This window comes from Bacillus sp. L381, from assembly GCF_030284525.1.
Taxonomy (GTDB): domain Bacteria; phylum Bacillota; class Bacilli; order Bacillales; family Bacillaceae; genus Bacillus; species Bacillus amyloliquefaciens.
In genome coordinates this window covers 1484218-1510552 of sequence record NZ_CP127224.1, presented here as the reverse complement: position 1 = coordinate 1510552, position 26335 = coordinate 1484218, and the positions used below count along the sequence as shown (strand labels likewise).

Annotated in this window: 24 protein-coding genes and 1 riboswitch; of the genes, 1 reads left to right on the top strand and 23 read right to left on the bottom strand. The window is 48.1% G+C overall.

Going from position 1 to position 26335, the window contains the following annotated elements:
- Positions 1-41: 41 nt before the first annotated feature.
- The 15 genes from rpe to QRX25_RS07610 form a co-directional block, all read right to left on the bottom strand.
- Positions 42-695 carry a ribulose-phosphate 3-epimerase gene (gene rpe, locus QRX25_RS07680; protein WP_014470407.1) on the bottom strand — a complete coding sequence of 218 codons (654 nt, stop codon included), beginning with the start codon at positions 693-695 and terminating at the stop codon, positions 42-44.
- A gap of 1 nt (position 696) precedes the next feature.
- Complete coding sequence (rsgA, locus tag QRX25_RS07675; RefSeq protein WP_115997228.1) at positions 697-1587, bottom strand: ribosome small subunit-dependent GTPase A; 891 nt, start codon at positions 1585-1587, stop codon at positions 697-699.
- Positions 1588-1608: 21 nt separating this feature from the next.
- On the bottom strand, positions 1609-3543 hold the full coding sequence (pknB, locus tag QRX25_RS07670; RefSeq protein WP_212101326.1) for a Stk1 family PASTA domain-containing Ser/Thr kinase: 1935 nt from the start codon (positions 3541-3543) through the stop codon (positions 1609-1611).
- Positions 3537-4298, bottom strand: a complete 762-nt coding sequence (gene prpC, locus QRX25_RS07665; RefSeq protein ID WP_212101323.1) for a protein-serine/threonine phosphatase PrpC — start codon at positions 4296-4298, stop codon at positions 3537-3539. Before prpC ends, pknB begins: the two co-directional genes overlap by 7 nt.
- 5 nt (positions 4299-4303) lie before the next feature.
- The gene (gene rlmN / locus QRX25_RS07660; RefSeq protein WP_014470411.1) at positions 4304-5395 is read right to left on the bottom strand and encodes a dual-specificity RNA methyltransferase RlmN; all 1092 of its coding nucleotides are present in this window, start codon (positions 5393-5395) and stop codon (positions 4304-4306) included.
- A gap of 3 nt (positions 5396-5398) precedes the next feature.
- Positions 5399-6742 carry a 16S rRNA (cytosine(967)-C(5))-methyltransferase RsmB gene (rsmB, locus tag QRX25_RS07655; RefSeq protein ID WP_115997225.1) on the bottom strand — a complete coding sequence of 448 codons (1344 nt, stop codon included), beginning with the start codon at positions 6740-6742 and terminating at the stop codon, positions 5399-5401.
- The gene (gene fmt, locus QRX25_RS07650) at positions 6729-7682 is read right to left on the bottom strand and encodes a methionyl-tRNA formyltransferase (protein ID WP_013352216.1); all 954 of its coding nucleotides are present in this window, start codon (positions 7680-7682) and stop codon (positions 6729-6731) included. Before fmt ends, rsmB begins: the two co-directional genes overlap by 14 nt.
- Positions 7683-7686: 4 nt before the next feature.
- Positions 7687-8169: a peptide deformylase gene (gene def, locus QRX25_RS07645; RefSeq protein WP_212101320.1), complete on the bottom strand. Its 483-nt coding sequence runs from the start codon at positions 8167-8169 to the stop codon at positions 7687-7689.
- Between the two features lie 23 nt (positions 8170-8192).
- Positions 8193-10604 (bottom strand): primosomal protein N', encoded by a 2412-nt coding sequence (gene priA / locus QRX25_RS07640; protein WP_212101318.1) that lies wholly within the window; start codon positions 10602-10604, stop codon positions 8193-8195.
- Entirely contained in the window at positions 10601-11821 is a 1221-nt protein-coding gene (gene coaBC, locus QRX25_RS07635) for a bifunctional phosphopantothenoylcysteine decarboxylase/phosphopantothenate--cysteine ligase CoaBC (RefSeq protein WP_212101315.1), read from the bottom strand. Before coaBC ends, priA begins: the two co-directional genes overlap by 4 nt.
- Before the next feature lie 90 nt (positions 11822-11911).
- The gene (gene rpoZ / locus QRX25_RS07630) at positions 11912-12115 is read right to left on the bottom strand and encodes a DNA-directed RNA polymerase subunit omega (RefSeq protein WP_003154346.1); all 204 of its coding nucleotides are present in this window, start codon (positions 12113-12115) and stop codon (positions 11912-11914) included.
- A 3-nt stretch (positions 12116-12118) separates the two neighbouring features.
- The gene (gene gmk, locus QRX25_RS07625; RefSeq protein WP_013352212.1) at positions 12119-12733 is read right to left on the bottom strand and encodes a guanylate kinase; all 615 of its coding nucleotides are present in this window, start codon (positions 12731-12733) and stop codon (positions 12119-12121) included.
- A gap of 7 nt (positions 12734-12740) precedes the next feature.
- Positions 12741-13010 (bottom strand): extracellular matrix/biofilm regulator RemA, encoded by a 270-nt coding sequence (remA, locus tag QRX25_RS07620; RefSeq protein WP_003154355.1) that lies wholly within the window; start codon positions 13008-13010, stop codon positions 12741-12743.
- A 76-nt stretch (positions 13011-13086) separates the two neighbouring features.
- The gene (locus QRX25_RS07615; protein WP_013352211.1) at positions 13087-13962 is read right to left on the bottom strand and encodes a YicC/YloC family endoribonuclease; all 876 of its coding nucleotides are present in this window, start codon (positions 13960-13962) and stop codon (positions 13087-13089) included.
- Between the two features lie 81 nt (positions 13963-14043).
- Positions 14044-16716, bottom strand: a complete 2673-nt coding sequence (locus QRX25_RS07610; protein WP_212101312.1) for a calcium-translocating P-type ATPase, SERCA-type — start codon at positions 16714-16716, stop codon at positions 14044-14046.
- 119 nt (positions 16717-16835) lie between these two features.
- On the opposite strand from QRX25_RS07610, the gene QRX25_RS07605 reads away from it, so the two are divergent.
- The gene (locus QRX25_RS07605) at positions 16836-18542 is read left to right on the top strand and encodes an Rqc2 family fibronectin-binding protein (RefSeq protein ID WP_212101309.1); all 1707 of its coding nucleotides are present in this window, start codon (positions 16836-16838) and stop codon (positions 18540-18542) included.
- A gap of 53 nt (positions 18543-18595) precedes the next feature.
- Here the strand turns inward: QRX25_RS07605 and amyS are convergent, their stop codons facing one another.
- The 8 genes from amyS to QRX25_RS07565 all read right to left on the bottom strand — a co-directional run bounded on the left by amyS (position 18596) and on the right by QRX25_RS07565 (position 26021).
- Complete coding sequence (gene amyS / locus QRX25_RS07600) at positions 18596-20140, bottom strand: alpha-amylase (protein ID WP_212101306.1); 1545 nt, start codon at positions 20138-20140, stop codon at positions 18596-18598.
- A gap of 147 nt (positions 20141-20287) precedes the next feature.
- Positions 20288-20776 carry a precorrin-2 dehydrogenase/sirohydrochlorin ferrochelatase family protein gene (locus QRX25_RS07595; RefSeq protein WP_065981420.1) on the bottom strand — a complete coding sequence of 163 codons (489 nt, stop codon included), beginning with the start codon at positions 20774-20776 and terminating at the stop codon, positions 20288-20290.
- The gene (locus QRX25_RS07590; RefSeq protein WP_212101303.1) at positions 20757-21542 is read right to left on the bottom strand and encodes a sirohydrochlorin chelatase; all 786 of its coding nucleotides are present in this window, start codon (positions 21540-21542) and stop codon (positions 20757-20759) included. The genes QRX25_RS07595 and QRX25_RS07590 overlap by 20 nt, the downstream gene beginning before the upstream one ends.
- On the bottom strand, positions 21543-22316 hold the full coding sequence (gene cobA / locus QRX25_RS07585; protein ID WP_065981418.1) for a uroporphyrinogen-III C-methyltransferase: 774 nt from the start codon (positions 22314-22316) through the stop codon (positions 21543-21545).
- Positions 22317-22439: 123 nt separating this feature from the next.
- Positions 22440-23033, bottom strand: coding sequence for an adenylyl-sulfate kinase (gene cysC / locus QRX25_RS07580; RefSeq protein WP_013352204.1), 594 nt, complete (start codon positions 23031-23033; stop codon positions 22440-22442).
- Between the two features lie 12 nt (positions 23034-23045).
- Positions 23046-24194, bottom strand: a complete 1149-nt coding sequence (sat, locus tag QRX25_RS07575) for a sulfate adenylyltransferase (protein ID WP_212101300.1) — start codon at positions 24192-24194, stop codon at positions 23046-23048.
- A 48-nt stretch (positions 24195-24242) separates the two neighbouring features.
- On the bottom strand, positions 24243-25307 hold the full coding sequence (gene cysP / locus QRX25_RS07570; protein WP_212101297.1) for a sulfate permease: 1065 nt from the start codon (positions 25305-25307) through the stop codon (positions 24243-24245).
- A 12-nt stretch (positions 25308-25319) separates the two neighbouring features.
- Positions 25320-26021 (bottom strand): phosphoadenylyl-sulfate reductase, encoded by a 702-nt coding sequence (locus QRX25_RS07565; RefSeq protein WP_013352201.1) that lies wholly within the window; start codon positions 26019-26021, stop codon positions 25320-25322.
- Positions 26022-26147: 126 nt separating this feature from the next.
- Positions 26148-26252, bottom strand: a riboswitch (SAM riboswitch).
- Positions 26253-26335 lie beyond the last annotated feature (83 nt).

The window sequence follows — 26335 nt, the reverse complement described above, 5'->3', positions numbered from 1 at the left end:
AAAAGAGCCGGCGGCTTTCACCGGGCTCTTTATCAGCGTGTTTATTCTGCGTTTCGGATTTCAGCGATGGCTTTTTTCCGATCCGGCTGATTATATACGGCGGACCCGGCAACAAGCAGATTGGCGCCCGCTTCAGCGCATAAAGGAGCTGTTTCTTTATTAACGCCCCCGTCCACCTCAATTAAAAGTTCAGAGAGGCCTTTCTCCTCTGCCATCTGTTTGACCTGACGGATTTTCGGAAGAACCGAATGAATAAAGCGCTGTCCTCCAAAACCGGGGTTCACCGTCATTAACAGTACAAGGTCCAGCTCATCGATCACATGTTCAATAATTTGAACGGGCGTATGCGGATTGAGCACAACTCCCGCTTTTATCCCCTGCTCTTTTATCAATTGAATGGTTCGGTGAAGATGCGGACACGCCTCAGCGTGGACGGAAAGGATGTCCGCACCGGCTTTTGCAAATGCCGGGATGTAGCGGTCCGGGTTTTCAATCATAAGATGAACATCCAGCGGCAGATCAGTCACCGGACGGACGGCTTCAACGATAAGCGGTCCGATTGTAATGTTAGGGACGAAATGGCCATCCATGACATCAATATGGATATAGTCCGCTCCTCCTTTTTCCACGTCTTTAATTTCCTCGCCCAGTGAAGCAAAATCGGCGGAAAGAATTGATGGCGCAACCTTAATCATATTAATACCTCGGCTTTCTCTCTTTTATTTCCTGCATAAATTCTTTGTAGTGCTCATAGCGGTACGGCTGAATGTCTCCTTCTTCCACCGCTTGCTTTACCGCGCATTTCGGCTCCTTCAAATGCAGACAGCCTCTGAATTTGCACGAGGCGCTTATTTCTCTGATCTCAGGGAACGTGCTGCCCAGCTCTTCTTCCTCAATGCCGGTGAATTCAAGTGAACTGAACCCCGGAGTATCCGCCACAAGTCCGCCTGATGTATGAATGAGCTCTACATGGCGTGTCGTATGTTTCCCGCGTCCTAAATGTGCGGAAATCTCGTTTGTTTTCAGCTCAAGCTCCGGGCTGATCGCATTTAAAAGCGAAGATTTACCGACTCCGGACTGCCCGGCAAACACCGTGGTTTTATTCACGAAGTGTTTCACAATGTCTGTTAAGCCGCTGTTTTCTTTTGACGACGTCACATATACGTCATAACCGATCGCCTGATAGTCTTTCACGTAAGATAAAATCTTCTCTTTCGATTCCCCGTCTGAAGCTAAGTCCATTTTGGTTATGCAGATGATCGGGTGAATGCCGTTGGCTTCCACAAGAACGAGAAAACGGTCCAATAAGGACGTGCTGAACGCCGGCTGAACGGCGGAAAAGACGAGAACGGCCTGGTCCACATTTGATATCGGCGGTCTGACCAGCTCGTTTGTTCGTTCTTTGATTTCCAGCAGGTAGCCTTCTTTATCATTTTCAGCCTGATAAACGGCATAATCGCCGACCAGAGGCGTTATTTTATTCTTTCTGAAAATGCCCCGGCCTCTGCATTGAATGATCTTGTCCTGTGATTCATCCAGGACATAATAGAATCCGCTTAACGCTTTAATAATTTTGCCCTCAGGCATACGGTCCCTCCTTGTCAGTCATTATTTCGGGTATTCAATTGTTTTGTAACTGACGACTTTATGATCGACCATCACTTGATAATACCCCTTCTGTCCCTGATCAATCTTCAGTTCAATTGTTTTTTCAGTCGGCTCTTTTATTTTAAACGAGTCATACGTATCAGAGATGCTGTGGTCTTTATCATCGATGGCGATTTGCACTTCAAGCTCGTCCCCTTCATGTTCGGGTTCGTAGGGGATGCTGATTTTTTCTTTTACCGTTTTCGCCGGTTTTTCTTCAGGCCCGAGCGAAAACGTCACTTCAACATCACTTCCCGGCTTAACTGCAGTGCCGGCTGCCGGCTCTTGCTTCATGACCTGTCCCTCAGGCACGTCATCTGAGTGAGCTTCCTTTTCAACAAGCTGCAGACCGTTATCTTCAAGATACCCGGAAGCCGCTTCTTTGCTGTATGTTTTTAAGTCTCTCAGCGTAACGTCCGCCGGTCCGAGGCTGACCGTTAAGCTGACTTCATCATCGCTTGCGACCATGTCGGTGCCGGCTGATGGGTTCTGATCAATTACGGTGCCAGCCGCACTGTCATCGTTCTCTTCTTTTACATTGACATGTTTGAAGCCTTTATCCTTAAGCGTTTTTTTCGCATCGTCGATCGGCCGGCCTTTCACGTCAATCAGCTGGGTTTTCGGTTTCCCGATGCTTTTGTACAGTTTTACAGAAGAGCCTTCTTTAACGGCAGAACCCGCTTTCGGATCAGTTTTGACCATTAATCCTTCTTCGATTTTTTCATCTTCAATGTCCGTCATATCAGGATCCGCTTGGAGGCCGTTCTTTTCAAGCAGGGCTTCCGCTTTTTCGTACTTCATGCCCCGTACATCGGGGACGCTTACCTCTTTTGGCATAAATAAAGACGGGAACACGGTGACTGCAAGAACAGCCGCCATTATGAAAATAAAGCAGACGGCCAGCAAAACCCACGGCCATTTCCGTTTCTTCTTTTTGGTTGCCGGCTGTTCTTTATCATCCGTCTCTGCCGGCGTTTCCGCCTGCGGCGCGGCTATCGCATCGTCAGTAATAACGGGAATCGCTTTCGTCATTTCCTCATCATCCTGCACGGAGAATTTTTGTTCATTCAGCCTGCCGGCGTCAAAAGCCGTTCTGATGTCCGCTTCCATGTCCTCTGCGCTTTCATAGCGGTGAAACGGGTCTTTGGCGGTTGCCTTTAAAATAATGTTTTCCACGCTCTGCGGAATGGAAGGGTTCCACTTTCTGGCGGAAGGCGTTTCTGTTTGCAGGTGCTTTAACGCAATGCTGACGGCTGATTCTCCGTCAAAAGGCATTTTGCCTGTTAAAAGCTCAAACAGCACGATGCCCAGCGCGTAAATATCCGATTTTTTCGTTGCCAGACCGCCTCTCGCCTGCTCCGGAGACAAATAATGAACCGAGCCGAGCACAGAATTCGTATGGGTGATTGTCGTCGAAGTGAGGGCTGTGGCGATGCCGAAATCCGTCACCTTGATATGTCCTAAATGATCTATCAAAATATTGTGCGGTTTGATATCCCGGTGCACGATATGGTTATGATGGGCATGGGCGATGGCTGAGACGATCTGCTCCATAACAGACAGCGCTTCTTTCGGATGAAGCGGTCCCTGTGCGGTTATGTATTCCTTTAACGTCATGCCTTCCACATATTCCATGACAATATAATAAATGTCGCCTTCCTCCCCGATATCGTAAATACTGACGATATTCGGATGATCAAGGCTTGATGCCGACTGTGCTTCTCTTCTGAAACGCCTGATAAAATCAATGTCATTCACAAAGTCAAACCGCAGGATTTTAATTGCGACTTCACGTTCGAGAATGATGTCCTCAGCTAAAAAAACGTTTGCCATTCCGCCGCCGCCAATGGGCCGGAGGATATGATAACGCCCGCTGATCCGCTTGCCGGTTAGCACTTGTCTTCACCCTCTTTTGCATCTGCGGAAAGCTCAATCAATACAGCCGTGATGTTGTCCTCGCCACCGTTTTGATTCGCTTTGCTGATGAGAAGGTCTACCTTTTCCTGAGGCGCAGATTCGGCTTGAAGCATTTGTTTGATCTCGTGGTCTTCTATTTTATTTGACAGTCCGTCAGAGCATAAAAGCAGCTGATCGCCGTCAGAAAGCTCAAACGAACGGGCGTCGGGGCTGATGGTTTCATCAGTCCCCAGCGCTCTCGTCAGTACATTTTTCCGAGGATGATGCTCGGCGTCCTCTTTTGAAATTTCTCCCGTCTTGACCAGCTCATTCACAAGCGAATGGTCTTCAGTCAGCTGAGTGAATTCATTCTCTTGGAGCAGGTAGCACCGGCTGTCTCCGATATGGGCGACAGTGACAAATTTCCCTGTGAATAAGGCGCAGACAACAGTTGTGCCCATTCCCCGGCATTCTTCATTTGCTTTAGCGTGGTTATATACCTTGGCATTCGCCTCATGAATCCGCTCTTTCAGCCACACCTCGCAATCAGACGGCAGTGAAGGAACCGTTTCAGCTTGGTTCCACTGCTCTTCCATCGCCGCAACCGCCATCCTGCTCGCCACATCTCCGGCAAGATGACCGCCCATGCCGTCGGCGACAACCGCAAGCACCGCTTCTTCTTTTGTGAAAATGCCCGCCGCATCTTCATTATGCTGGCGGACTTTACCTGTATCTGTTTTCAAGGCTGTAATCAACCTCTTCACCTCGTCTCGTCTTGACGCTCCTTCGCGCGAAGCTGACCGCAGGCCGCGTCAATGTCATGGCCTTGCTCTCTTCTGATCGTGACATTTACACCGCGGGATTTTAACGTTTTTTCGAATGCGAAAATCTGATCTCTCGGTGTGCGGACGTAATCCCGTTCAGGCACATAGTTTACAGGAATTAAGTTGACATGGCATTTAACGCCTTTTAACAGTTCTGCAAGCTCTTCTGCGTGTTCGACCTGATCATTTACGCCTCCGAACAAGCCGTATTCAAAGCTGATCCGTCTGCCTGTTTTCTCAATATAATATTTGACGGCTTCCATAAGGTCAGGAAGCTTATAGGCTTTGTTAATCGGCATCAGGCGGCTTCTGATCTCCGTATTTGGGGCATGCAGAGAAATCGCGAAATTGATCTGCATTTTTTGATCGGCGAAATCGTAAATCTTCGGAATGATGCCGCTTGTGGAAACCGTAATATGACGCGCACCGATGTTCAGCCCTTTATCATGGTTAATGATTTTTAAGAAAGCGAGCATTTCATTGAAATTATCAAACGGCTCTCCGATACCCATGATAACGACTGAGCTGACGCGTTCATCCGTTTCATCAAGCGCCTTTTGCACTTTCACGACTTGAGCGACGATTTCTCCCGCTTCAAGATTCCGTTTCAATCCGCCAAGCGTTGACGCGCAAAATGTGCAGCCGATCCGGCAGCCGACCTGTGTCGTTACACATACAGAATTGCCATACTCATGTCTCATTAAAACCGTTTCAATTGTATAACCGTCATGGAGCTCAAATAAAAATTTCATTGTGCCGTCTTGTGACGTCTGCTTTACAGCCGTTTTCAGCGTTGTCATCACAAAATTGCTCTCGAGTTTTTCACGCAGGCTTTTTGAAAGGTTTGTCATTTCATCAAATGAAGACACCCGTTTTTCATACAGCCATTCAAAAATCTGTGCTGCGCGGAACGGTTTTTCGCCATTCTCGGTCAGCCATTGTTTGATTTCATCTAATTCAAAAGAGTAAATGGACGGCTGCTCAGTCCGCAGCTCTTTCCGTACGCTTGTCTTTTTTAATTGTGTCATTTTTTATCCCTTCTTTCTCATGCTGCTAATAAAGAAACCGTCTGTTCCGAAATAATGCGGAAGAATTTGAAGGCTTCCATCCTGAACAAAGGCTCTCGCCTTTTCAGGCAGCCGCTTTTCAAGAGACAAATCGGGTTCAAACTCAGGGTGTTCTTGTATAAACGCATGCATAACTTCTTCATTTTCTGTCCGATCCATTGTACACGTACTGTATACGAGTGTGCCACCTTTTTTTACTAATGGGGCGATTTCCCTTAAAATGCCGAGCTGGATCTCTGACAGCCGTCTGCTGTCCTCCGGCGTCTTCGTATATTTCATATCGGGTTTTCTTCTGATAACTCCGAAGCCTGAGCACGGGGCATCAACGAGAATCCGGTCAAACCGTTCTGCGCCAAAAGCGTCCCCCGCTTTTCTTGCATCCATCGTTTGCGCATTGATGATCGTAAGTCCGAGCCGTTCTGCGCCCTCTTGGATCAGCTTCACTTTATGGCGGTGAAGATCAAGTGACGTCAGGCTGCCTTCGTTCTGCATCAGTTCCGCGATGTGAGCCGACTTTCCTCCGGGTGCGGCGCATGCGTCAAGCACGGTTTCTCCCGGTTTCGGATCCAGCGCCCGCGCGACAAGCATTGAGCTCTCATCCTGAATGGATACCTGCCCGTTTTGGAAAAATTCCGTGCTCGCGATGCTTCCTTTTAAAAGCTTAATCGCATCAGGAGAAAGGTCTCCGGCTTCCGCTTCCAGACCAGCATTCTCCATCTCATTCAGCAGCGTTTCCTTGTCAGCCTTGATCCGGTTGACACGGAGCGTCTGTTTCGGCGGAACGAGATGAATCCGGCAGATCTTTTCAGCCGCCTCAAAGCCGTACGCTTCGACCCACTCTTTTACGAGCCATTCAGGATGGCTTGTCTCTGTTGATAGACGGAGAACCGGGTCTTCAATTTCAGCGAATGACGGCGCCCCCTCACGCTGCAGGGAGCGGAGGATGCCGTTGACAAAGGACGCGATGCCTTTATGCCCGCGTTTTTTTGCGATTTCAACCGCTTCATGGATGGCGGCGCGGTCCGGAATTTTTTCTAAATACTCCATTTGATATGCGGACAGACGCAGCAGCTGAATCACCCATGGCTTCACCTTATTCGGCTTGCGGATAAAAGGCTTCAGCATATAGTCTAAAGCGATTTTATTTTGCAGTGTTCCGTAGACAAGCTCTGTCAGCAGTCCTCTGTCCTGATCGCTGAGCGTGTTCGTTTTGATAACCGATGTAAGAAGCAGGTTGCTGTATGCCTGATTTTGCTCAAGCTTTTCAAGCGCTTCAAGGGCAAGCTCCCGGACATTAATTTTCTTCATCTGCTGCTCCTAACACGTCACCGGACTGTACATTTTTGCCTCTTACAAAATCCTCGCCCTTCATCCGTTTTTTTCCCGCCGGCTGCAGCTCTGTGATCAAAAGGGCGGTGCCGTTTCCTGATGCGACGACAATGCCGTTTTGCTCCGCGCGGATGACTGTTCCCGGCGCTGCCTCAGTATTTGCCGCAACTTTTTCAGATGCCCACACTTTGATGTTTTGTCCGTTCAACGTTGTATAGGCGACAGGCCAAGGGTTTAAGCCTCTGATCTGGTTGTAAATGTCTTCTCCGGGCTTTGTCCAATCAATCCGCTCCTGCTCGCGCTTTATGTTAGGCGCGTAAGTCGCTTTTGATTCGTCCTGCCTGATCGGTTTAATATTTCCGGAAATGACGTTCGGAACGGTCTCTGACAAAAGCTTCGCCCCCGCTACGCTTAATTTGTCGTGGAGCGTGCCGACGTTATCTGTTTCATCAATTTCCACTTCGATTTTAGAAATCATATCGCCTGCATCAAGCTTTTCAACCATATACATGATCGTCACGCCCGTTTTCTTTTTGCCTTGAAGAATCGAATAATGTATCGGCGCTCCGCCTCTTAATTCAGGCAGAAGTGACGCGTGCACGTTGATACAGCCGTATTTCGGGCCGTCCAGCAGCTGTTTGGGCAAAATCTGTCCGAATGCCGCTGTAACAATCAGGTCCGGCTTCAGGCTGAGCACTTTTTCTATTTCTTCTTCAAGCCTTACTTTTTCGGGCTGAAGCACGGGAATGCCGTGGCGTTCAGCTTCAGCCTTTACAGGAGGAGGCGTCATGATTTTTTTTCTGCCTTTCGGGCGGTCAGGCTGTGTAACGACCCCTGCCACTTCATATCCGTCTTCAATAAGTGTGCGCAGCACGGGAACTGAAAAGTCGGGCGTTCCCATAAAAACGATCCTTGTCATCCAATCATCCTTCCATTTCTGCCAGTTCTTCTTCAGTGTAGTAAGCCGTAATTTTTGATGTGAATAAAATACCGTCTAAATGATCCATTTCATGCTGGATGGCTCTGGCTAAAAAACCTTCCGCTTCTACAATAAACGGTTTTCCTTTACGGTCATAAGCTTTCACCTTTACGTAATCGGGGCGGGTGACATCACCGTATACTCCCGGAAAGCTTAAGCAGCCCTCGACTCCGGTCTGTTCACCGCTCTTTTCAAGAATGACCGGATTTACAAGATCGATCCGGCCGCTTTCTTCACCGATATCCACGACGGCCGCTCTTTTTAAAATGCCGATTTGCGGCGCGGCAAGGCCGACGCCATCCATTTCGAGCATCGTATCATACATGTCATCAAGCAGTTTTTTTAATTTTTTATCAAACACTGTCACCTCTTCGGCAGGTGTTTCCAGAACCTCCGACGGGTGTGTGACGATTTTTTTCACAGCCAAAATTTTGCCCTCCAAAACTAATGTTACATCAGCATGTACGGATTCATATCAATTGAAATCATTACATGCTTTTGCGCAATGTCGCGTTTATAATGCTCAAGTATTTTTTTTAACTGAACCTGCAACTCGTTTTCCTGTCTGTATTTTATCACGCATTGATAGCGATATCTATCTTTGATCCTGGCAATCGGGGAAGCTGCCGGTCCAAGAATTTTCGTGTCCGGTCCGCATCCCGCTCTTAAATAGTTTGTAATCTTTTCTGCGGTGACCGCGGCTTTTGCCGCTTCTTCATGAGAAACGGTCACCAGCGCCACGTAATAATAAGGCGGATATGACTGAGCCCGCCTGTGCGCCATCTCCTGCTGAAAGAAAGTTTCATAGTCATGCGTTTTCGTCAGCTGAATGCTGTAATGAGACGGTGTATACGTTTGTATGACTACCGTCCCCGGCTTTTCATGCCGTCCGGCCCGTCCGCTTACCTGCGTCAACAGCTGGAATGTCTTCTCAGCCGCCCTGAAATCAGGGATGTGAAGCGTCGTATCTGCGCTTAATACTCCGACGAGCGTCACGTTCGGAAAATCAAGCCCTTTTGCGATCATTTGCGTACCGAGCAGGATATCCGCTTTTCCTTCACCGAAAGCTGACAATAGCTTTTCATGAGCACCTTTTCTTGAGGTGGTGTCCACATCCATCCTGATCACGCGCGCCTGAGGCAGCACTTTGGTAAGCTCCTCCTCCACACGCTGCGTTCCCGTGCCGAAAAAGCGGATATGCTCGCTGCCGCATTCCGGGCACGTTCCAGGTACAGGCTCCTCATGGCCGCAGTAATGGCATTTCAGCCTTTGTCCGTAGCGGTGATAGGTCATTGAAATGTCGCAATGCGGACATTGGGGCACATAACCGCAGTCCCGGCACATCACAAATGAAGAATATCCCCGTTTATTCAGAAAGAGAACGGCCTGCTCTTTTTTCGCAAGCTTCTCCTCCAGCTGTTCCATCAGCTCTTTTGAAAACATCGACCTGTTTCCGTTTCTCAGTTCTTCTCTCATATCAACGAGAGATACATCCGGCATGAGCTGGCGATTTACGCGGTGTTTTAACGGAAGCAGCTCATAAACGCCTTTTTTCGCCCGTGCGAATGACTCCAATGTCGGCGTGGCGCTCCCGAGGACGACCGGACAGCTGTGATGCTCGGCCCTGCGGATGGCTACGTCTTTTGCATGGTACCGCGGCATTTCCTCCTGCTTATAGGAGGATTCGTGCTCTTCATCAATAATGATCATGCCGAGATTTTCAAATGGGGCAAAGATAGCCGATCTGGCTCCGACGACAAGCTTTACTTCCTTACGCTGAATTTTCCGCCATTCATCGTATTTTTCACCTGTGGATAATCCGCTGTGCATGACCGCAACCTGTGAACCGAAGCGGCCTTTAAAACGATTCACCATTTGCGGCGTCAATGAGATTTCCGGAACGAGCACGATGGCTTCTTTTCCTTTAGCCAGCACCTTTTCAATAGACTGCAGGTAAATTTCCGTTTTGCCGCTCCCTGTCACACCGTGAAGCAGAAAGACGTGATGAACATGATCGGCTACGGCCTTCTTAATCGGCTCAAAAGCGGCCTGCTGCTCTTCAGTAAGAGAGAGAGGCTCTGTTTTTTTGAACATTCTGTCCTGATAAGGATCGCGGTAAACCTCCTCAAAGCTTTCCGTAAGAAGCCCCTTTTTAAGAAGCGTTTTCAGCGTCGCTGAACTGGAATCGGTCTTTTGACAAAGCTCGGCCGCGGAAATTTTTGCTCCCCCGTCAATAAAATAAGTAAGCACAGCAAGCTGTTTAAAAGCCTGTTTTGTCAATGAATCTGCGTGCCGGGCGAGTTCTTCTTTGTCTGCCCCCGCCTCGATCATGCGGATCATTTTTTTATTCGTTTTCTGGGCGACTTTATAGGTGACATCAATGCTTCCTTTGCGTACGAATTTTTGCAGTGCCGAAAGAATGCGGTCATCGGTAATATCTGAGTACAGAAGGCTCTTCTGATTTCTGAAAAGCTGCCTGATGTCCGGTGTCAGCGCTTCTTCATCAACGACTTTCAGCTCTTTCTCGTACTTCGCCTTCAGCGCGGCCGGCAGCATTGCCTGAAGCGCCGTGATTTTAAACGACAGCGTTTTGTCAGAAAGCCATGAAGACAGCTGCATCAGCTCTTCCGTCAAAACGGGTGTCAAATCAAGAAGCTTCTCGACTTCCTTCATTTGCCCGCCGTTTAATTCAGACGAATCTTTCAAACCGGTCACGAACCCTTGAAGCTTGCGCGGGCCAAACGGGACAATCACCCGCATGCCGACTTCGATCATCCCTCTTAAATGATCGGGAATTTTGTAATCAAAGGGCCTGTCAATGTTTTTGGAGCTGACATCGACAATGACTTCTGCTACATTCATACGGGTTTTTGGTCCTCTGCTTTCAAAGCGGTCGTTTCCTTCAGCATTTCAAAGGAAACGTCAAGTTTAGACATAAGCGCAAGCTCCCGTTTTCTTCCGTCCCGGAAATAGAAGGTGACGACATTCGTATCTGTGCCAAACCCCGCTCCTTCGGCTTTCACGTCATTCGCAACGATCATATCAAGGTTTTTCTGTTCGAGTTTTCTGCGCGCATAGCGTTCGACGTCTTGCGTTTCAGCTGCGAATCCGACCAGAATCTGGTGTGTTTTCCGTTCGCCCAGTTCTTTCAGTATGTCTGCCGTACGGTTGAATTCGATCACGAGTGAACCGTCTTTCTTCTTCATTTTGTGATCAGAAACAGACGCCGGCGTAAAATCAGCCACGGCCGCCGTCTTAATCACGATGTCGCATGAATCAAACACAGAAAGCACGGCTTCTCTCATATCTGCTGCTGATTGCACCGGAAGAAACCGATACAGCCCCCGAGGCGGCTCTAATGACACCGGACCTGAAATCAGCGTCACCCGCGCACCGAGACGGACGGCAGCTTCGGCAGCGGCATAGCCCATTTTGCCGGTGGATTTATTTGTGAAAAAGCGGACGGGGTCCACTGCTTCGCGCGTCGGACCGGCCGTAATGACAATATGTTTTCCTTTCAGCGGCGCATCGTCTTCAGGTTCCTTAAAATGCTCTCTGACACGCTCAACAATAAGCTCCGGCTCCTCTAACCTTCCTTTGCCGATATATCCGCATGCCAAATAGCCTTCACTCGGCTCGATAAAGCGGACGCCGTCCTGATAAAGCACGGAGATGTTCCGCTTCACCGCCGGATGGTCATACATATGGACATTCATCGCAGGCGCCACCCAGACCGGGGCCTCCGCTGCCAGCACCGTCGTTGTGAGCATGTCGTCGGCAATTCCGTTGGCAAGCTTGCCGATGACATTTGCCGTAGCGGGCGCGACAATAATTAAATCCGCCCAGTCAGCGGCATCTATATGAGAAATAACCTTCGGATTTTGTTCTTTAAATGTATCTGTATACACTTCATTCCGGCTCAGCGCCTGAAATGTCAGCGGAGAAACAAACTCACGCGCGGACTCAGTCATAATCACTTTTACGTTCGCACCGGCCTGAACCAGTTTGCTCGTAAGCGCAGAAGCTTTATAAACGGCAATCCCTCCGCTGACACATAGCAGAATGTTTCGGTTTTTCATGAAGTCTTCTCCCCTTTATGAAAGCATTGGACAAATTCCAAACGGAAAAAAATAACAACCTATGTAGAGATAGGTTGCTACGTGTGCTGGTTATTCGCTGTCTTCTCTTTCAAACGAAAGCAGGCCCGCGTCAATTTCTTCCAAAGCTTTGCCTACATATTTGTGAGAAATAGTATGTTCAATCTGCTGGTCTTTTTTGATCTGCATTTCGCGCGCGCGTCTTGCAGACACAGTCACCAGCGTATATTTAGAATCTAATTTATTCATTAAAGAGTCAATTGACGGATCTAACATAAGTTATTCTACCTCCAGCATTTTCTTATATCTCGGAGCAACGCGTTCACGTTTTAAGTGCTCGGCGAGAACAATTGCGTTAATCTTATCACAAGCCGTTTGGATATCATCGTTTTCCACGACATAATCATACGCGTCCATCATTTCGATTTCAGCTTTGGCGGCCTTCATTCTGTTTTCAATTAAATCGTCGGTTTCAGTTCCTCTTGTCACGATTCTGTTTTTCAGCTCAGAAAGACTTGGCGGCGCTAAGAAGATAAACAGGCCTTCCGGAAATGCATTCCGCACTTGGAGCGCGCCCTGCACTTCAATCTCTAAGAAGACGTCTTTTCCTTCTTGAAGCGTCTGTTCGACATAATCGACGGGCGTTCCGTAATAGTTGCCGACATATTCCGCCCACTCAAGCAGTTTGTTGTTTTCAATCATGCGTTCGAATTCATCTCTTGATTTAAAGAAATAATCGACGCCGTCGACCTCGCCCTCTCTCGGGTTTCTCGTCGTGACTGAAATTGAGTATTCAAATTTCGTGTCTTCTTGTGAAAATATTGCTTGCCGAACCGTTCCTTTTCCAACTCCTGAGGGACCTGAGAGAACGATTAATAACCCTCTTTCTTTCATGCGGCAATTACCCCTGCCCTTCATCCATAATTTCTTCTTTCACAGAAAGTCTGTGTGCAACTGTCTCAGGCTGGACGGCAGATAAGATAATGTGATCACTATCCATGACGACAACTGCACGGGTTCTTCGTCCGTATGTAGCGTCTATTAGCATTCCGCGGTCTCTTGCATCCTGAATCATTCGCTTTATTGGCGCAGACTCCGGGCTGACAATCGAAATCATCCGATTGGCGGAGATGATATTGCCAAATCCGATATTAATCAGTTTAATCGTCATCTTCTACGTTCCCCCTGTAAAATAGACGTCTCTAGTGTAACCCGAAGAGACCGTCTGTAAACAATACGCACAGTCGCTATTCTATATTTTGCACTTGTTCCTTCAATTTTTCAATAGAACTTTTCATTTCCACGACAAGCTTTGTGATTTGATGATCATTGGCTTTTGAGCCGATCGTGTTCGCTTCGCGGTTAAGCTCCTGCACGAGGAAATCAAGTTTGCGTCCGACTGCCCCGCCTTCTTTTAATATATCACGGAATTGAACAAAATGGCTCTTCAATCTGGTAATTTCTTCCGTAATATCAGAACGGTCGGCGAAAATGGCGCATTCCGTGACCAGCCTGCTTTCGTCGAGTGCGTCCTCCGTCCATTCCTTCATGCGGGCGTAAAGGCGCTCGCGGTAATGAATAACAACGGCCGAAGCGCGGTCTTTCACCTGTTCGGACAGCGTCTCAAGCCGCCCAATGTGCAGAAAGCAGTCTTCCGCCAAAAGCCGGCCTTCTTTTTCCCTCATGTCACAAAGTTCCTTTACCGCAAGTTCAGCGGCTTCCCTGATGACTTCTTCAAGCTTGTCATCACGCATCTGCTCTTCGTGAATCTGCGCAATATGTTCAAATGTAAAGAAATCCATTGCATCGGGTTCTGCGGCCAGACTGTAGCGCTCTTTCATGACACGTGCGGCGCTCACATATTCATCAAGGAGCTCCCAATCAATTTTCAGGCTTCTTTTTATAAGCGCGTCACTGTTTACAGTGAGAAACAGCTCTACTCTTCCGCGCTGTATATGCTGCAATATCATTTGTTTCAGCTTATCCTCTACATATAGCAAAGGCCGTGGCAGACGGGCGTTCACTTCTTTGAACCGGTAATTGACGGATTTCAATTCAACGGTTGCCGAGAGATCGCCTTTTGTGCTGCTTGCGCTGCCGAAGCCTGTCATACTCCGTATCATATGAAACACCCAATTCTTTCCCGTTATCAAAATAAAAGGGCAATAGACATGCTATTACCCCTAAGATTATATCATATGGAATTATTTTTTTCTTGTCAAAAGTGAACCCGCCAGCAAAAAAGTAGGTATGCCCGACATGCCGACAATAAGCATCCAATCGCCCGGCGTAATCGGCACTGTTTTGAAAATAGGCTGAAGCGGCGGATAATAGATGACGATGACCATCAGGAAAATAGAAGAAACGATGGCGCCGAGCAGATAGATATTTTCAAACGGATTCCGGGAAAAAACAGATGTTTCGCTCCGGCAGTCAAACACGTGTATAAGCTGAGCCAGGACAAGAGTCGCGAATGCGACGGTCTGTGCATACGGCAGGTTTTCAGGGTTGCGGTGATAGACGATGATAAACGCTAAAATGGTTGCGGCCCCGATCAAAAACCCTCTTGAGACGACTTTCCAGCCCAGTTTTCTCGCAAATACCCCTTCTTTCGGATGCCTCGGCTTCCGCCTCATCAGGTCATCTTCCGGCTGATCCATACCGAGCGCCATCGCCGGCAGCCCGTCCGTCACTAAGTTCACCCACAAGATCTGAATCGGAACGAGCGGCAGCGGAAGGGCGAGAAGCATCGCAAACAGCATGACTAAAATTTCGCCGACGTTGGAGGCGAGCAAATACCGGACGAATTTTCTTATATTTTCATAGATATTTCTCCCCTCTTTTATGGCTGATTTAATTGTGGCGAAGTTATCATCTACAAGAATGAGAGAGGAGGCTTCCTTCGCCACATCCGTTCCCGTCACGCCCATGGCAACGCCGATATCAGCCTGCTTTATGGCCGGCGCGTCATTTACCCCGTCACCCGTCATAGCGACGACGTGTCCGTTTTCCTGGAACGCTTTGACGATTTTCAATTTATGTTCAGGTGACACGCGGGCGAATACGTAGACATCATCGACCGTCTCGATAAGCTCTTTCTCCGAAAGCTTATTCAGCGTCTTCCCGTCCATCACACGCCCTTTTTTTGGAAGAAGCCGCAAATCTTTTGCAATGGCCTTTGCCGTTTCAACGTGATCACCTGTAATCATCACCGTTTTAATACCTGCTTCACGGCATTCTTTAATGGCCTGTCTGACCTCCGGACGCGGCGGATCAATCATGCCTGACAAACCGAGCATCGTTAGATTTTTTTCCGCCTGCTCCATTGTCGGCTTTTCGCCGGACTTAAGCGGTTTATAAGCAATCGCGATCGTCCGGAGGGCTTGCGATGCCAGCTCTTTCAAGATCGTTTCTGTTTCTGTTTTCATTTCTCCTGAAAAAGTCGCGCTTCTGCCGCCGTGCATCATATGTGACGAACGGTCAATCAGCACATCGGGCGCTCCTTTGGTGATGACGAACTGCTTTTTTTCTTTATCTTCTACGATGACGGTCATCATTTTGCGGACGGAGTCAAACGGAAACTCGGCAACCACCCGGTATTGTTCACTGAGCCAGTCGTTTGAATAGCCGCCTTTTCTCGCAGCCGTCAGCAGCGCACCTTCTGTCGGATCGCCGTCGAGCACATAATGGCCGTCTTTCAGTTCAATTTCTGACGTATTGCATAATGCGCCGAACACCAGCATCTGTTCAAGAATCTTCTCATCTTTCGGCTTGATTTCCCGCTCATCACACGTGAACTCACCCGCTGGCTCATAGCCGATGCCTGACACTTTAAATGTTTTTCCGCCTGACCACATATGGGTGACGGTCATTTTGTTTTGTGTCAGCGTGCCGGTTTTGTCAGAACAAATGACAGAGGCGCAGCCCAATGTTTCAACTGCCGGGAGCTTTCTGACAATTGATTTTTGTTTAATCATGCGCTGGACGCCGATTGATAACGCCACCGTGACAATAGCGGGAAGCCCTTCCGGAATCGCGGCGACGGCCAATGACACCCCGGCCAAAAACATACTGTAAAGCTCATGTCCCTGTAAGACACCGACCGCAACGACCAATACCGTCAAAAGCAGCGCGATGATAATTAAAATTTTGCCGAGCTCTTCAAGTCTTCGCTGCAGCGGTGTTGAAAGGTTGCCCGCGGATTCCAGCATATCGGCAATTTTCCCCATTGCCGTATTCATTCCTGTCCCGACGACGACGCCGACACCGCTGCCGCGCGTCACGATCGTACCCATGAACGCCATATTATTAATATCGCCTAAAGAAACATCCGGCTTTCTCAGCTTATCAGCTTGTTTGACAACCGGAATTGATTCCCCTGTCAGCGCCGATTCTTCAATTTCAAGGCTCTTCGCTTCAACGATCCGCACATCCGCGCCAATCCGGTCGCCGCTTGTAAATTTCACGATATCGCCGGGAACGAGCTCCTTGGACTGAATTTTCTTCCAGCTCCCGTCCCGTAATGCTGACACATACGGCGTTGACAGCTCTTTTAATGCATGTAAAGACTTTTCCGCCCGCCTCTCTTGGAAAAAACCGAGCACCCCATTGACAAATACAATCGCCATAATAGCTACGGCATCTACATATTCGCCTAAAAACCCGGAAATTAAGGTTGCCACCAGCAGCACGAGCACCATAAAATCCTTAAATTGGGCGAAAAACACGACGATCGCCGGTGTCCTCTTGCCCTCCTGAAGCTCGTTCGGTCCGTGCTTTTCAAGGCGTTTTTTCACCTCTTTTTCGGTCAATCCCTGTTTAATGGACGTATTTGTTGCTTTCAGCAAATCGGTTTGTCCCATTTCATGAAACTTCATTCTTCTCGTCCACTCCCCCTGCTCGCTTTAGAGATGTCACTCTACAAACAAGCTTATTCTGACTCGTCCCTTTTCATGCTATAATTATCGAATGCAGGAAGAAGGAAAGGGTGTTTTATATGTCTTTTGATGGCATGTTTACATACGGAATGACACATGAATTAAACAGCCGGATCGCCGGAGGCCGGATTACGAGAGTCCATCAGCCTTTTAAGCACGATGTGATATTCCATATCCGCGCTAACGGAAAAAACCATAAATTATTATTATCGGCGCATCCGAGCTATTCACGGGCGCACATAACGAACCAGGCCTATGAAAATCCGAGCGAGCCCCCAATGTTTTGTATGCTGCTCAGAAAGCATATAGAAGGCGGTTTTATTGAGAAAATAGAACAGGCCGGATTAGACCGGATTATGATATTCCGCATAAAAAGCAGAAATGAAATCGGCGACGAGACCGTAAGAACACTGTATGTTGAAATTATGGGGCGGCACAGCAATATTATTCTGACTGACGGAGAAGGAGCCATCATCGACGGGCTGAAGCATTTATCTCCGTCGATGAACAGCTACCGGACCGTTCTGCCGGGCTATGATTACAAGCTCCCTCCCGCACAGGAAAAAATTTCGCCGCTGGCCGCGGACGAAGAGGATATTTTGCGTTATCTCAGTTTTCAGGAAGGACGGCTTGACCAGCAGATTGTCAGACATTTCTCCGGAGTTTCTCCGCTGTTTGCAAAAGAAGCCGTTCACAGAGCGGGCCTCGCGAACAAAATAACGATGCCGAAGACGCTGACAGAGATGTTCCATGCCGTAAAAGATTGCAGGTTTACACCGAACATTACGACAGCCGCCGGAAAGGAATACTTTTATCTTCTGTCTCTCACGCATGTAAATGGAGAGGAGCGCACCTTTCACTCACTGAGTGAGCTGTTAGACCGGTTTTATTTCGGCAAAGCGGAGCGCGACCGCGTCAAACAGCAGGCTCAGGATCTCGAGCGTTTTGTCGCAAATGAACGGAAAAAGAACGCCAATAAGATTAAAAAGCTGGAAAAGACGCTGGACTACTCAGAGAACGCGAAAGAATTTCAGTTATACGGCGAACTGCTGACGGCGAATTTGTATATGCTGAAAAAAGGTGACAAAGAAGCGAATGTCATCAATTATTATGATGAAGAGAGTCCGACGGTGGCCATCCCTTTAAATCCGAACAAAACGCCGTCAGAAAACGCGCAGATGTATTTTACAAAGTATCAAAAAGCGAAAAATTCCGTTGAGGTTGTAAAAGAACAGATCCGTCTGGCCGAGGAGGAAATCGCTTATTTCGATCAGCTGATTCAGCAGCTTTCCTCCGCTTCCACAAAGGATATTCACGAAATAAGGGAGGAGCTTGTTGAAGGCAAATATCTGCGTCCGAAACAGCAGAGAGGACAGAAAAAACAGAAACAGCACGTTCCTGTTTTAGAGCAGTATGAATCTTCACAGGGATTGACGATCCTGGTCGGCAAAAACAATAAACAAAATGAGTATTTAACGACAAAGGCCGCCGCAAGGGATGATGTATGGTTCCACACGAAAGACATTCCGGGATCCCACGTTGTGATTAAAAGCAGCGACCCCGATGAACAATCCATATTGGAAGCAGCTGCGATCGCCGCTTATTTTTCCAAGGCGAAAGATTCCGGCTCCGTGCCTGTTGATTATACAAAAATCAGACATGTGAAAAAGCCAAACGGCGCAAAACCCGGATTTGTCACCTATGACAACCAGCATACCGTATTTGTCACACCTGATGCCGACCTTGTCATACGGCTGAAAAAATAAACGCACCTCCAAGCTGATACCCGCACTCAGCTTGGAGGTGTTTTTTTATTTCCTTATTTCTGAACATAAATGGAGACGGACCCTCCATTTACATGAAACTCTCCCCAGCCGTCAGATCCGATTTTTACAGTATCTGAACGGTTGCCCGTTATGTCATACCATGTCTCGCCGGCATTTTTCAGGCCGGCATACATCCGCTTCGATCCGCCGGGTCCGTCCGTGATTAAAGCGGCCAAACCTGATTTGGCGGCGGAGCTGTCGCCTTCCCTCGTCCATCCGATCACATCCGGGTGGTCAATATAATCGTGCTGGGGCCCGTATGCATACTCCTTACGCGCTTTTAAAATCGGCTCTATCTTATCTTTCAGTGAGGGAATTTCCTTTGGCGATGTCCCTTTTGTCCCGTACATATCCCCATAGAACACCTGCGGATAACCGGATTCTCTTGTCAAAATAAAGGCGTATGCAAGCGGTTTAAACCAAGTTTGGACTGTCGATTCCAATGACTGTCCCGGCTGTGTGTCATGATTTTCAACAAATGTAACCGCCTTTTCCGGATGCCTGGACACAACGGTACCGTCCAGCAAACGCCTCATATCATATCCGCCTCCTTGTGAGGAAGCCGCCTGTAAATTGAAATGAAGCGGAACATCAAACACGGACTGATTAAAGCTTGTTTTATTCAAGTAGTTTTCGAGTTCCCCGGCATTATTCTGCCAATACTCCGCAACCGTAAACATTTCTTTTCCCGTCGCCTGCCTGACCGCCTGCACCCAATCGCGGAGAAATGAAAATTTAATATGTTTGGCGGCATCAATACGGAAACCGTCTAATGACAGTTCATTCGCATACCAGACACCCCATTTTTTTGTCTCTGCCACGACATCAGGGTGGCCGTAGTCAATATCAGCGTACATTAAATAGTCATAGTTGCCGTTTTCACTTGATACTTCCCAATCCCACGCCTTTCCTTCCCCACGAAACTTAAAGATGCGGCTGAGCTTCCGGGATTCATCCCAGTCCGCTCCGTCGAAATGATACCAATGCCACTTAAAATCACTGTACGTGTTTCCGCGGCCCGGGAAACGAAAATCCGTCCACGCTTTGATTTGATACTCCCCCGAAGTTTCCTGATTTCTATTGGCCGGATTGACTTCGACGGCAGTTACATCTTCTGTTGCATCAGCACCAGCCTTATGATTCAAAACGACATCTCCGTATACTTGGACGTTCCGGGCATGCAGTGAGCCGATCGCATCTTGAAGCTCTGATTTTGTGCCGTATTTCGTTCTGACCGTCCCTTTTTGCTGGAATTCTCCTAAATCATACAAATCATAAGGTCCGTATCCGTTATCGGATTGGCTCGTTCCTTTGTATGCGGGAGGAATCCAGACGGCGGTGATTCCGATATCCGATAAATGTTCCGCATCATTCTGCAATCGCTTCCAATGCTGGCCGTCGTTCGGCGTATACCATTCAAAATACTGCATCAGCGTGCCATTTACGGCTGATGTTTTTGTAATCGGCAAACTGACAAATAACAGCGTGCACATAAGCACAAGTCTGAACGAAACTGTCCGCTTTCGTTTTTGAATCATGTTTCCTCTCCCTCTCATTTTCTTAAACAAATTATATTTTACATAGCAGTAAAATAATAACAAACCCCCTTTATTCCTATTTTTCACATCAGCGGACAGTCTGGACAGCATAAAAAATACCCTGTCTGATGACAGACAAGGTGTTTTTTATGGTCTTCTTCTTTTCTCAAACAATCGATCCACTTCTTCAGCCAAATCATCAGTCATCAGAGGCTCAATGTTTTCAGCTAGTCTTTTCGTATGTGCGGGGCTTGCGCCGCTTGTTGATACTGATACTTGAATGCGCCCTTTGCGGATGATTTTCGGCATATATACGCTGCCCTGTTCAGCCTTGCTTACACAGTTGACCAGCTGCGTTTCAGAAGCGTTTGCGGCTATCTCCTGATTCACGCTTCGATCATTTGTCGCGGCAATAATGAAAAAAGCGGGCTTGAGATCTTTCATTTCAATTCTCCGGGGAATCCAGCGGATGCGTCCTTCATCCGCCAGCTTTTTAATTTCAGGCAGGACCTCGGGACTGATCACGGTAATATCAGCTCCTTCCGGAAGCACCGTTTTCAGCCTTCTTAATGCAACATTGCCCCCGCCAGCGATGATGATTCTTTTTCCGCCGAGATTAATGTGAAGAGGCAGCATACTGTCCCCCCTTAAAATCAAACCGCCCGCCGGGGTTTTGAACAGCTTCTGTCACACGGTTCAAAAACGCCTGCTTAATATGCGGGTGAAAACCTAAGTATGAAGCGAGATGCACATTTCGATTGACCGCTTGAAGCTTTTGGACTTCCCGTTCAATCTCAGTCATCAAAAGCCCGGTAAACAGAAGATACGGGACGATAAAAACCGGTGCTCCGTCATCCACTTTAAGGCTGGTAAACACTTCTTTATAATGCGGGTCACAGGCTGTTAAAAAGCAAGGAATAACTTCTTTAACAGATGTGATCGCCTCAAGTTTTCCGGCAATCTCACTGACGGCGTTTTTAACCGCCGGATCTCTGCTTCCTCTTCCGATCAGCACCACTTTCGCCTGCTCAATCGGCACTCCGGTATCCTCAATGCGATGATGCACCGCTTTTACGACTTCATCATCCACTCCGATCGGAACACCATATGTCACTTTTATATCGGGATGCCGGGCCGCTGCGCGGGCTATTTCAGCCGGGATGTCATGTTTTGCGTGGGCAGCGGTCAACAAGAGCAAAGGCACTGCGGCAATATGAGTGGCGCCTTGTTTGACACATGCTTCAAATCCCGCTTCAATAGACGGTTCCTGCAGTTCTAAAAAACAGATTTCCTGAATGGGAGCGTCTGCGTGCGGCCTGCACCCTTTTAAAAATGCGGCCGACTCTGTCTGCGCTTTTTTCAGCCGGCTTCCGTGCCCGATGTATAAAATCGCCTGCTTCATTTACAACGCCTCGCTCAGATCCAGATTTTTCAGTTCAGATTCAAACCAGTCCAGCTTACAGTGATAATTGACGACATCACCGATGACAATTAAGCTCGGGTTTTTGATCTCTTCTTTTATCACTGTGTCTGAAAGTGTGCTGACGGTGCAGATGACTGTTTTTTGCCTGTCCGTCGTCCCCCAGTGAATAAAGGCTGCCGGGGTGCCGCCGTCTCTGCCGTTTTCCAGCAGCATTCTTTCAATCTGCCGGATATTTTTAATTCCCATATAAATCACCAGCGTATCAATACCCGTCGCCAGCGCTTTCCATTTTTCTTCAAAGTCGTCTTCTTGTTTATAATGTCCTGTAACGAATGCGACATTGGAGCTCGCCTCCCTGTGCGTCACTGGTATGCCGGCGTAAGCAGCTGCCGCAATTCCTGACGTAATGCCGGGAACGATCTCAAACGGAATGGCGTTTTGCGCGAGAGCCTCGGCTTCTTCGCCCCCGCGGCCGAAAACAAACGGGTCGCCCCCCTTGAGCCTTACAACGGTTTTTCCCTTTTTCGCATACTTCACGAGGAAACGGTTGATCGTATCCTGCTTCATAATGTGAAAATCCGGGAGCTTGCCGCAGTAAATCAGATCCGCTCCTTCTCTTGCATACTGTAAAATCTCTTTGTTTACCAATCTGTCATATAAAATAACGTCCGCTTTCTGTATGGCTTTCATTGCCTTCACCGTTAATAAGTCCGGATCTCCCGGACCGGCTCCAACGATAAATACTTTCCCCATAGCATGTCTCCCCGATCCGTTTTGACATCTCTCAGAACAGCCGCGAGGCCGCACTTCAGCTATTTTACCATATCCCGCCATTCGCAGGGATATCCGGCTGATTGCGCGGCCTTTTTGGACTTATTATGCTAAGCTGTTTTTCACAAAATCAATCAGTCTGCCGGTGCATTCCTCACGTTCATATTTGCCTGAATCAAGTACGAGCTCAGGCGCTTTCGGCTCTTCATACGGTGAGTCGATCCCCGTAAAGAACGGGATTTCACCGTTTCTTGCTTTTTTATATAAACCTTTCGGATCGCGCTTTTCACATATATCGAGGTCGCATTTCACGTAAATTTCATTAAATTCGCCTTCTGCCACAAGCTCTCTCACCTGATCTCTGTCCTCACGGAACGGAGAGATAAAGGCTGTAATGACGATGGTGCCCTGCTGAACGAAAAGCTTCGCCACTTCCCCGATTCGGCGTATATTTTCCTTGCGGTCATCATCAGAAAAGCCTAAGTCTTTGTTTAAACCGTGGCGGATGTTATCGCCATCAAGCACAATGACTTGATAGCCTTGTTCAAACAGCTCGCGCGCTGCGGCGTTTGCAATCGTGGATTTCCCTGAGCCGCTCAAACCCGTCAGCCAGAGGATAGAGCTTTTATGCTTATTTTTCTGCTGGTATTCTTCTTTCGTTATTGAAGCTTCATGCCATACGATATCACGATTTGTCACTCTTTTTCCTCCTTAAGAAACGCCTGCTTCTTCTTTCGTTTTCATCCCTTTAATTAACACCTCGACAACTTCGGGACGGCTGAATTCCGCCGGCGGCATGACGCCGCTTCGCAGCATTTCTCTGACCTTTGTTCCTGACAGAATGACGTGGTCTTCTCTGTCATGCGGACATGTTTTGGCCGTTCCCATGTTGCCGCATTTTTGGCAGAAGAAGCTGTGCTCGAATTTCATCGGTGTAATCCCAAGCTCCTCCGCTGTAAATTGATCAAACAGCTCTTGCGCTTCATATGTGCCGTAGTAATCACCGACGCCGGCGTGATCGCGGCCGACGATAAAATGCGTGCAGCCGTAGTTTTTGCGGACAAGCGCGTGGAAAATGGCTTCTCTCGGTCCCGCATACCGCATCGCTGCCAAAAATACACCGAGGAAAACGCGGTCTTTCGGATAATAATGATCGAGCAGCACCTGGTAGCTTTCCATTCTGACATCCGCCGGAATGTCATCTGATTTCGTTTCACCGACGAGCGGGTTCAAAAACAGCCCGTCAACCGTCTCAAGAGCGGTTTTCTGGATATATTCGTGAGCGCGGTGAACCGGATTTCTCGTTTGGAAACCGACGATGGTTTTCCAGCCTTTTTCTTCGAAGCTTCGTCTCGTTTCAGCAGGTTCAAATGTAAACTCCGGAAACTGCTTTGACGCTTTTTTAATTAATGTGATCGGCCCGCCGACATACGTATCGCCGCGTGAAAATAGTTTTTTCACGCCGGGATGCGCGGCATCATCGGTTTTATATACGTGAACGGCTTCTTTTTGTTTATCCGGCGTATAAATATCTTCGATGTCAACGACGCCGTATGTTTCTCCGCCGTAAATCAGTTTCACGGTGTCTCCGACGGCAAGCTCAGCCGCTTTTTCTGAATCGACCGGAAGCGTGATCGGCAAAGACCAGACGGCACCGGATGCCAATCGCATATTTTCTACGACTGACACGTAATCTTTTTCTGTGAAAAATCCTTCAATCGGGCTGTAGCCCCCGATCCCGATCAGTTCTAAATCAGCGAACGAAATCAAATCAAGCTCAATTTCTTTTTGAACGGATGTAAGATCATACTGCTCATTCACCCGATTAATTAATGTGCCTCCGTGCGGTGCTAAACTCATAATTCATTATTCCTCCCAGTTAACAGATAAATAAACTCAGATTAATAGTTAAATGCCCCCGCCTTGTTCATGGACAGAGCGTTTCTCTTTTCGGATGGCTTTCATCAGACTGGCGGCTCCGCCAGCTGCCAAAAGCACGCTGGCCATCATAAAGATGGAATAGTAATCTCCTTTTAACAGCAAAGAGACAAGCAGATACGAAATCGACAGTGACAAAAACGGGGAAACGACCCATACTTTGAGCATCGTTTTCACGACTTCTTTATGAAAAACGTTCGGCCCGTTTTTGGCCATTCCGATACCGATAATTGATGATGATGTCACCTGCGCCAAAGGGACAGGCAGACCGAAGACGGAACTGATAATGACAAGCCCCGCGCCGGTTCCGGACAGCAGGATGCCTTCGCCGGCTGAAAATCTCGTAATCTTTTTTCCGTTGGTTTCAAGCACTTTGCGTCCTAATAGCAGAGCGCCGAGAGCGACAAATACGCCTCCGTACAGCGTCCCTTTGGACACGCTGAGCACGCCGGCCGCAACCAACGGTCCTACCGCATTTGCGACGTTGTTCATTCCGGCTGAAAAAGCTTCCCAAAACCCCGCAATAAGCAGCACAATCCCCAATATCTTCTGTTTCCGATTCGAAACGACCCGAATATTCAGATAACTGAATACCTTCGATACGAGAAATGTGAAACAGAACGCGACAAACGGAACAAGCACCCAAAAGATCACAATCACCAGAAGATGCTGTAAAAACAACACTTTGTATGCGACGCCGACACCGACAATCGCCCCGACAGTGACCTCACTCGTCGACAGCGGAATGCCGAGCACATTCGCCGTGAATAACGATAGCGCCGCCGCCCCGATAATAATGCAGACAATGGTGAGCGTAATCGTCTGTTCGGGAATGATTCCGCCGCTGATTGTCTTAACGACTTCTCCGCCGCCGATAACCGCCCCTGACAGGACGCCGGCTGCGCAGATGATCAGCGCATACGTTTTCTTTTTAACGGCGCCTGACCCGTAAGCGACTCCCATTGAAGCTGCGGCTCCGCTGGCTCCGATATTCATGGCAAAAAACAGGCTGAATAAAATAGCGGCTAATTCCATCTTGCAGCTCCTTTATTCATGCAGTCCGCATTCTGTTTTCGCCATGCCGTTCCATCTGCCGCTGCGCAAATCTTCTGCGGTAAACGCAGGTGAAGTGCACGGTTCACAGCCGATGCTCGGATAGCCCTGATCATGAAGGATATTATAATCCAGCTCATGCTTGGATGTATATCTCCAGATGTCTTTCCATGTCCAATGGATCAGCGGGCATACTTTAATTGATTGAAACTTGTCGTCTTTATTCAGGAAATTCGTATTCGCCCGGCTCGGCCCTTGATCGCGGCGAAGGCCTGACAGCCATGCCGGACGCCCGGCGAGCGCTTCTCTTAATGGCAGAATTTTTCTAATGAAGCAGCACTGGTTCGGTTCTCTTTCCCATAGTTTATCTCCGTGAGCCTCGGCCTGTTCCTCAAGCGTAAGGCCGGGCTGTTTCAGGATGATGTTCAGTCCCGGGTAACGTTCTTTCACTTTTTCGATCGTTTCATAGGTTTCTTTAAAGTGAAGGCCCGTATCGAGAAACACGATTTCCGCGTCTTTTTTCACTTTAGAAATCAAATCGATCAGGACGATGCCCTCAATCCCGAAGCTGCACGCGTAAACAAGCTGGTCTCCGTAGTGGCCGTACGCCCATTTTAAAACGGACAGCGCGCCTTTATAGGAATCGTCTTCCGGAAATGTAATCGCCGGTTCTTCCCATGTGTCATACGTTAGCATTTTTTCTTTCCTCCTCCCGGAGACAATCAAACAGCTGATGTTTTCTGCCGGTTGTCTTATCCCTCAATCTTTTTTTCATAAAAAAACTTTCAATCCAGCGGAATGAAAGACAGTGACCCGATATAGCCCTTATCTTCAAAATGCTGTGCATTTTTCTGGATGCGGCACCTTGCAATACATGCAGGTTGCCGGGCGTCATCGGTCCAGTCCCTCAGCCGCTCTTGATAAGCTTTTAGATTTGTACTAAATTTTAGCACAATTCTAACAGAAGTCAACCCGAGTTTTTTGATAGGAATAATAAAAACAGGCTCTGA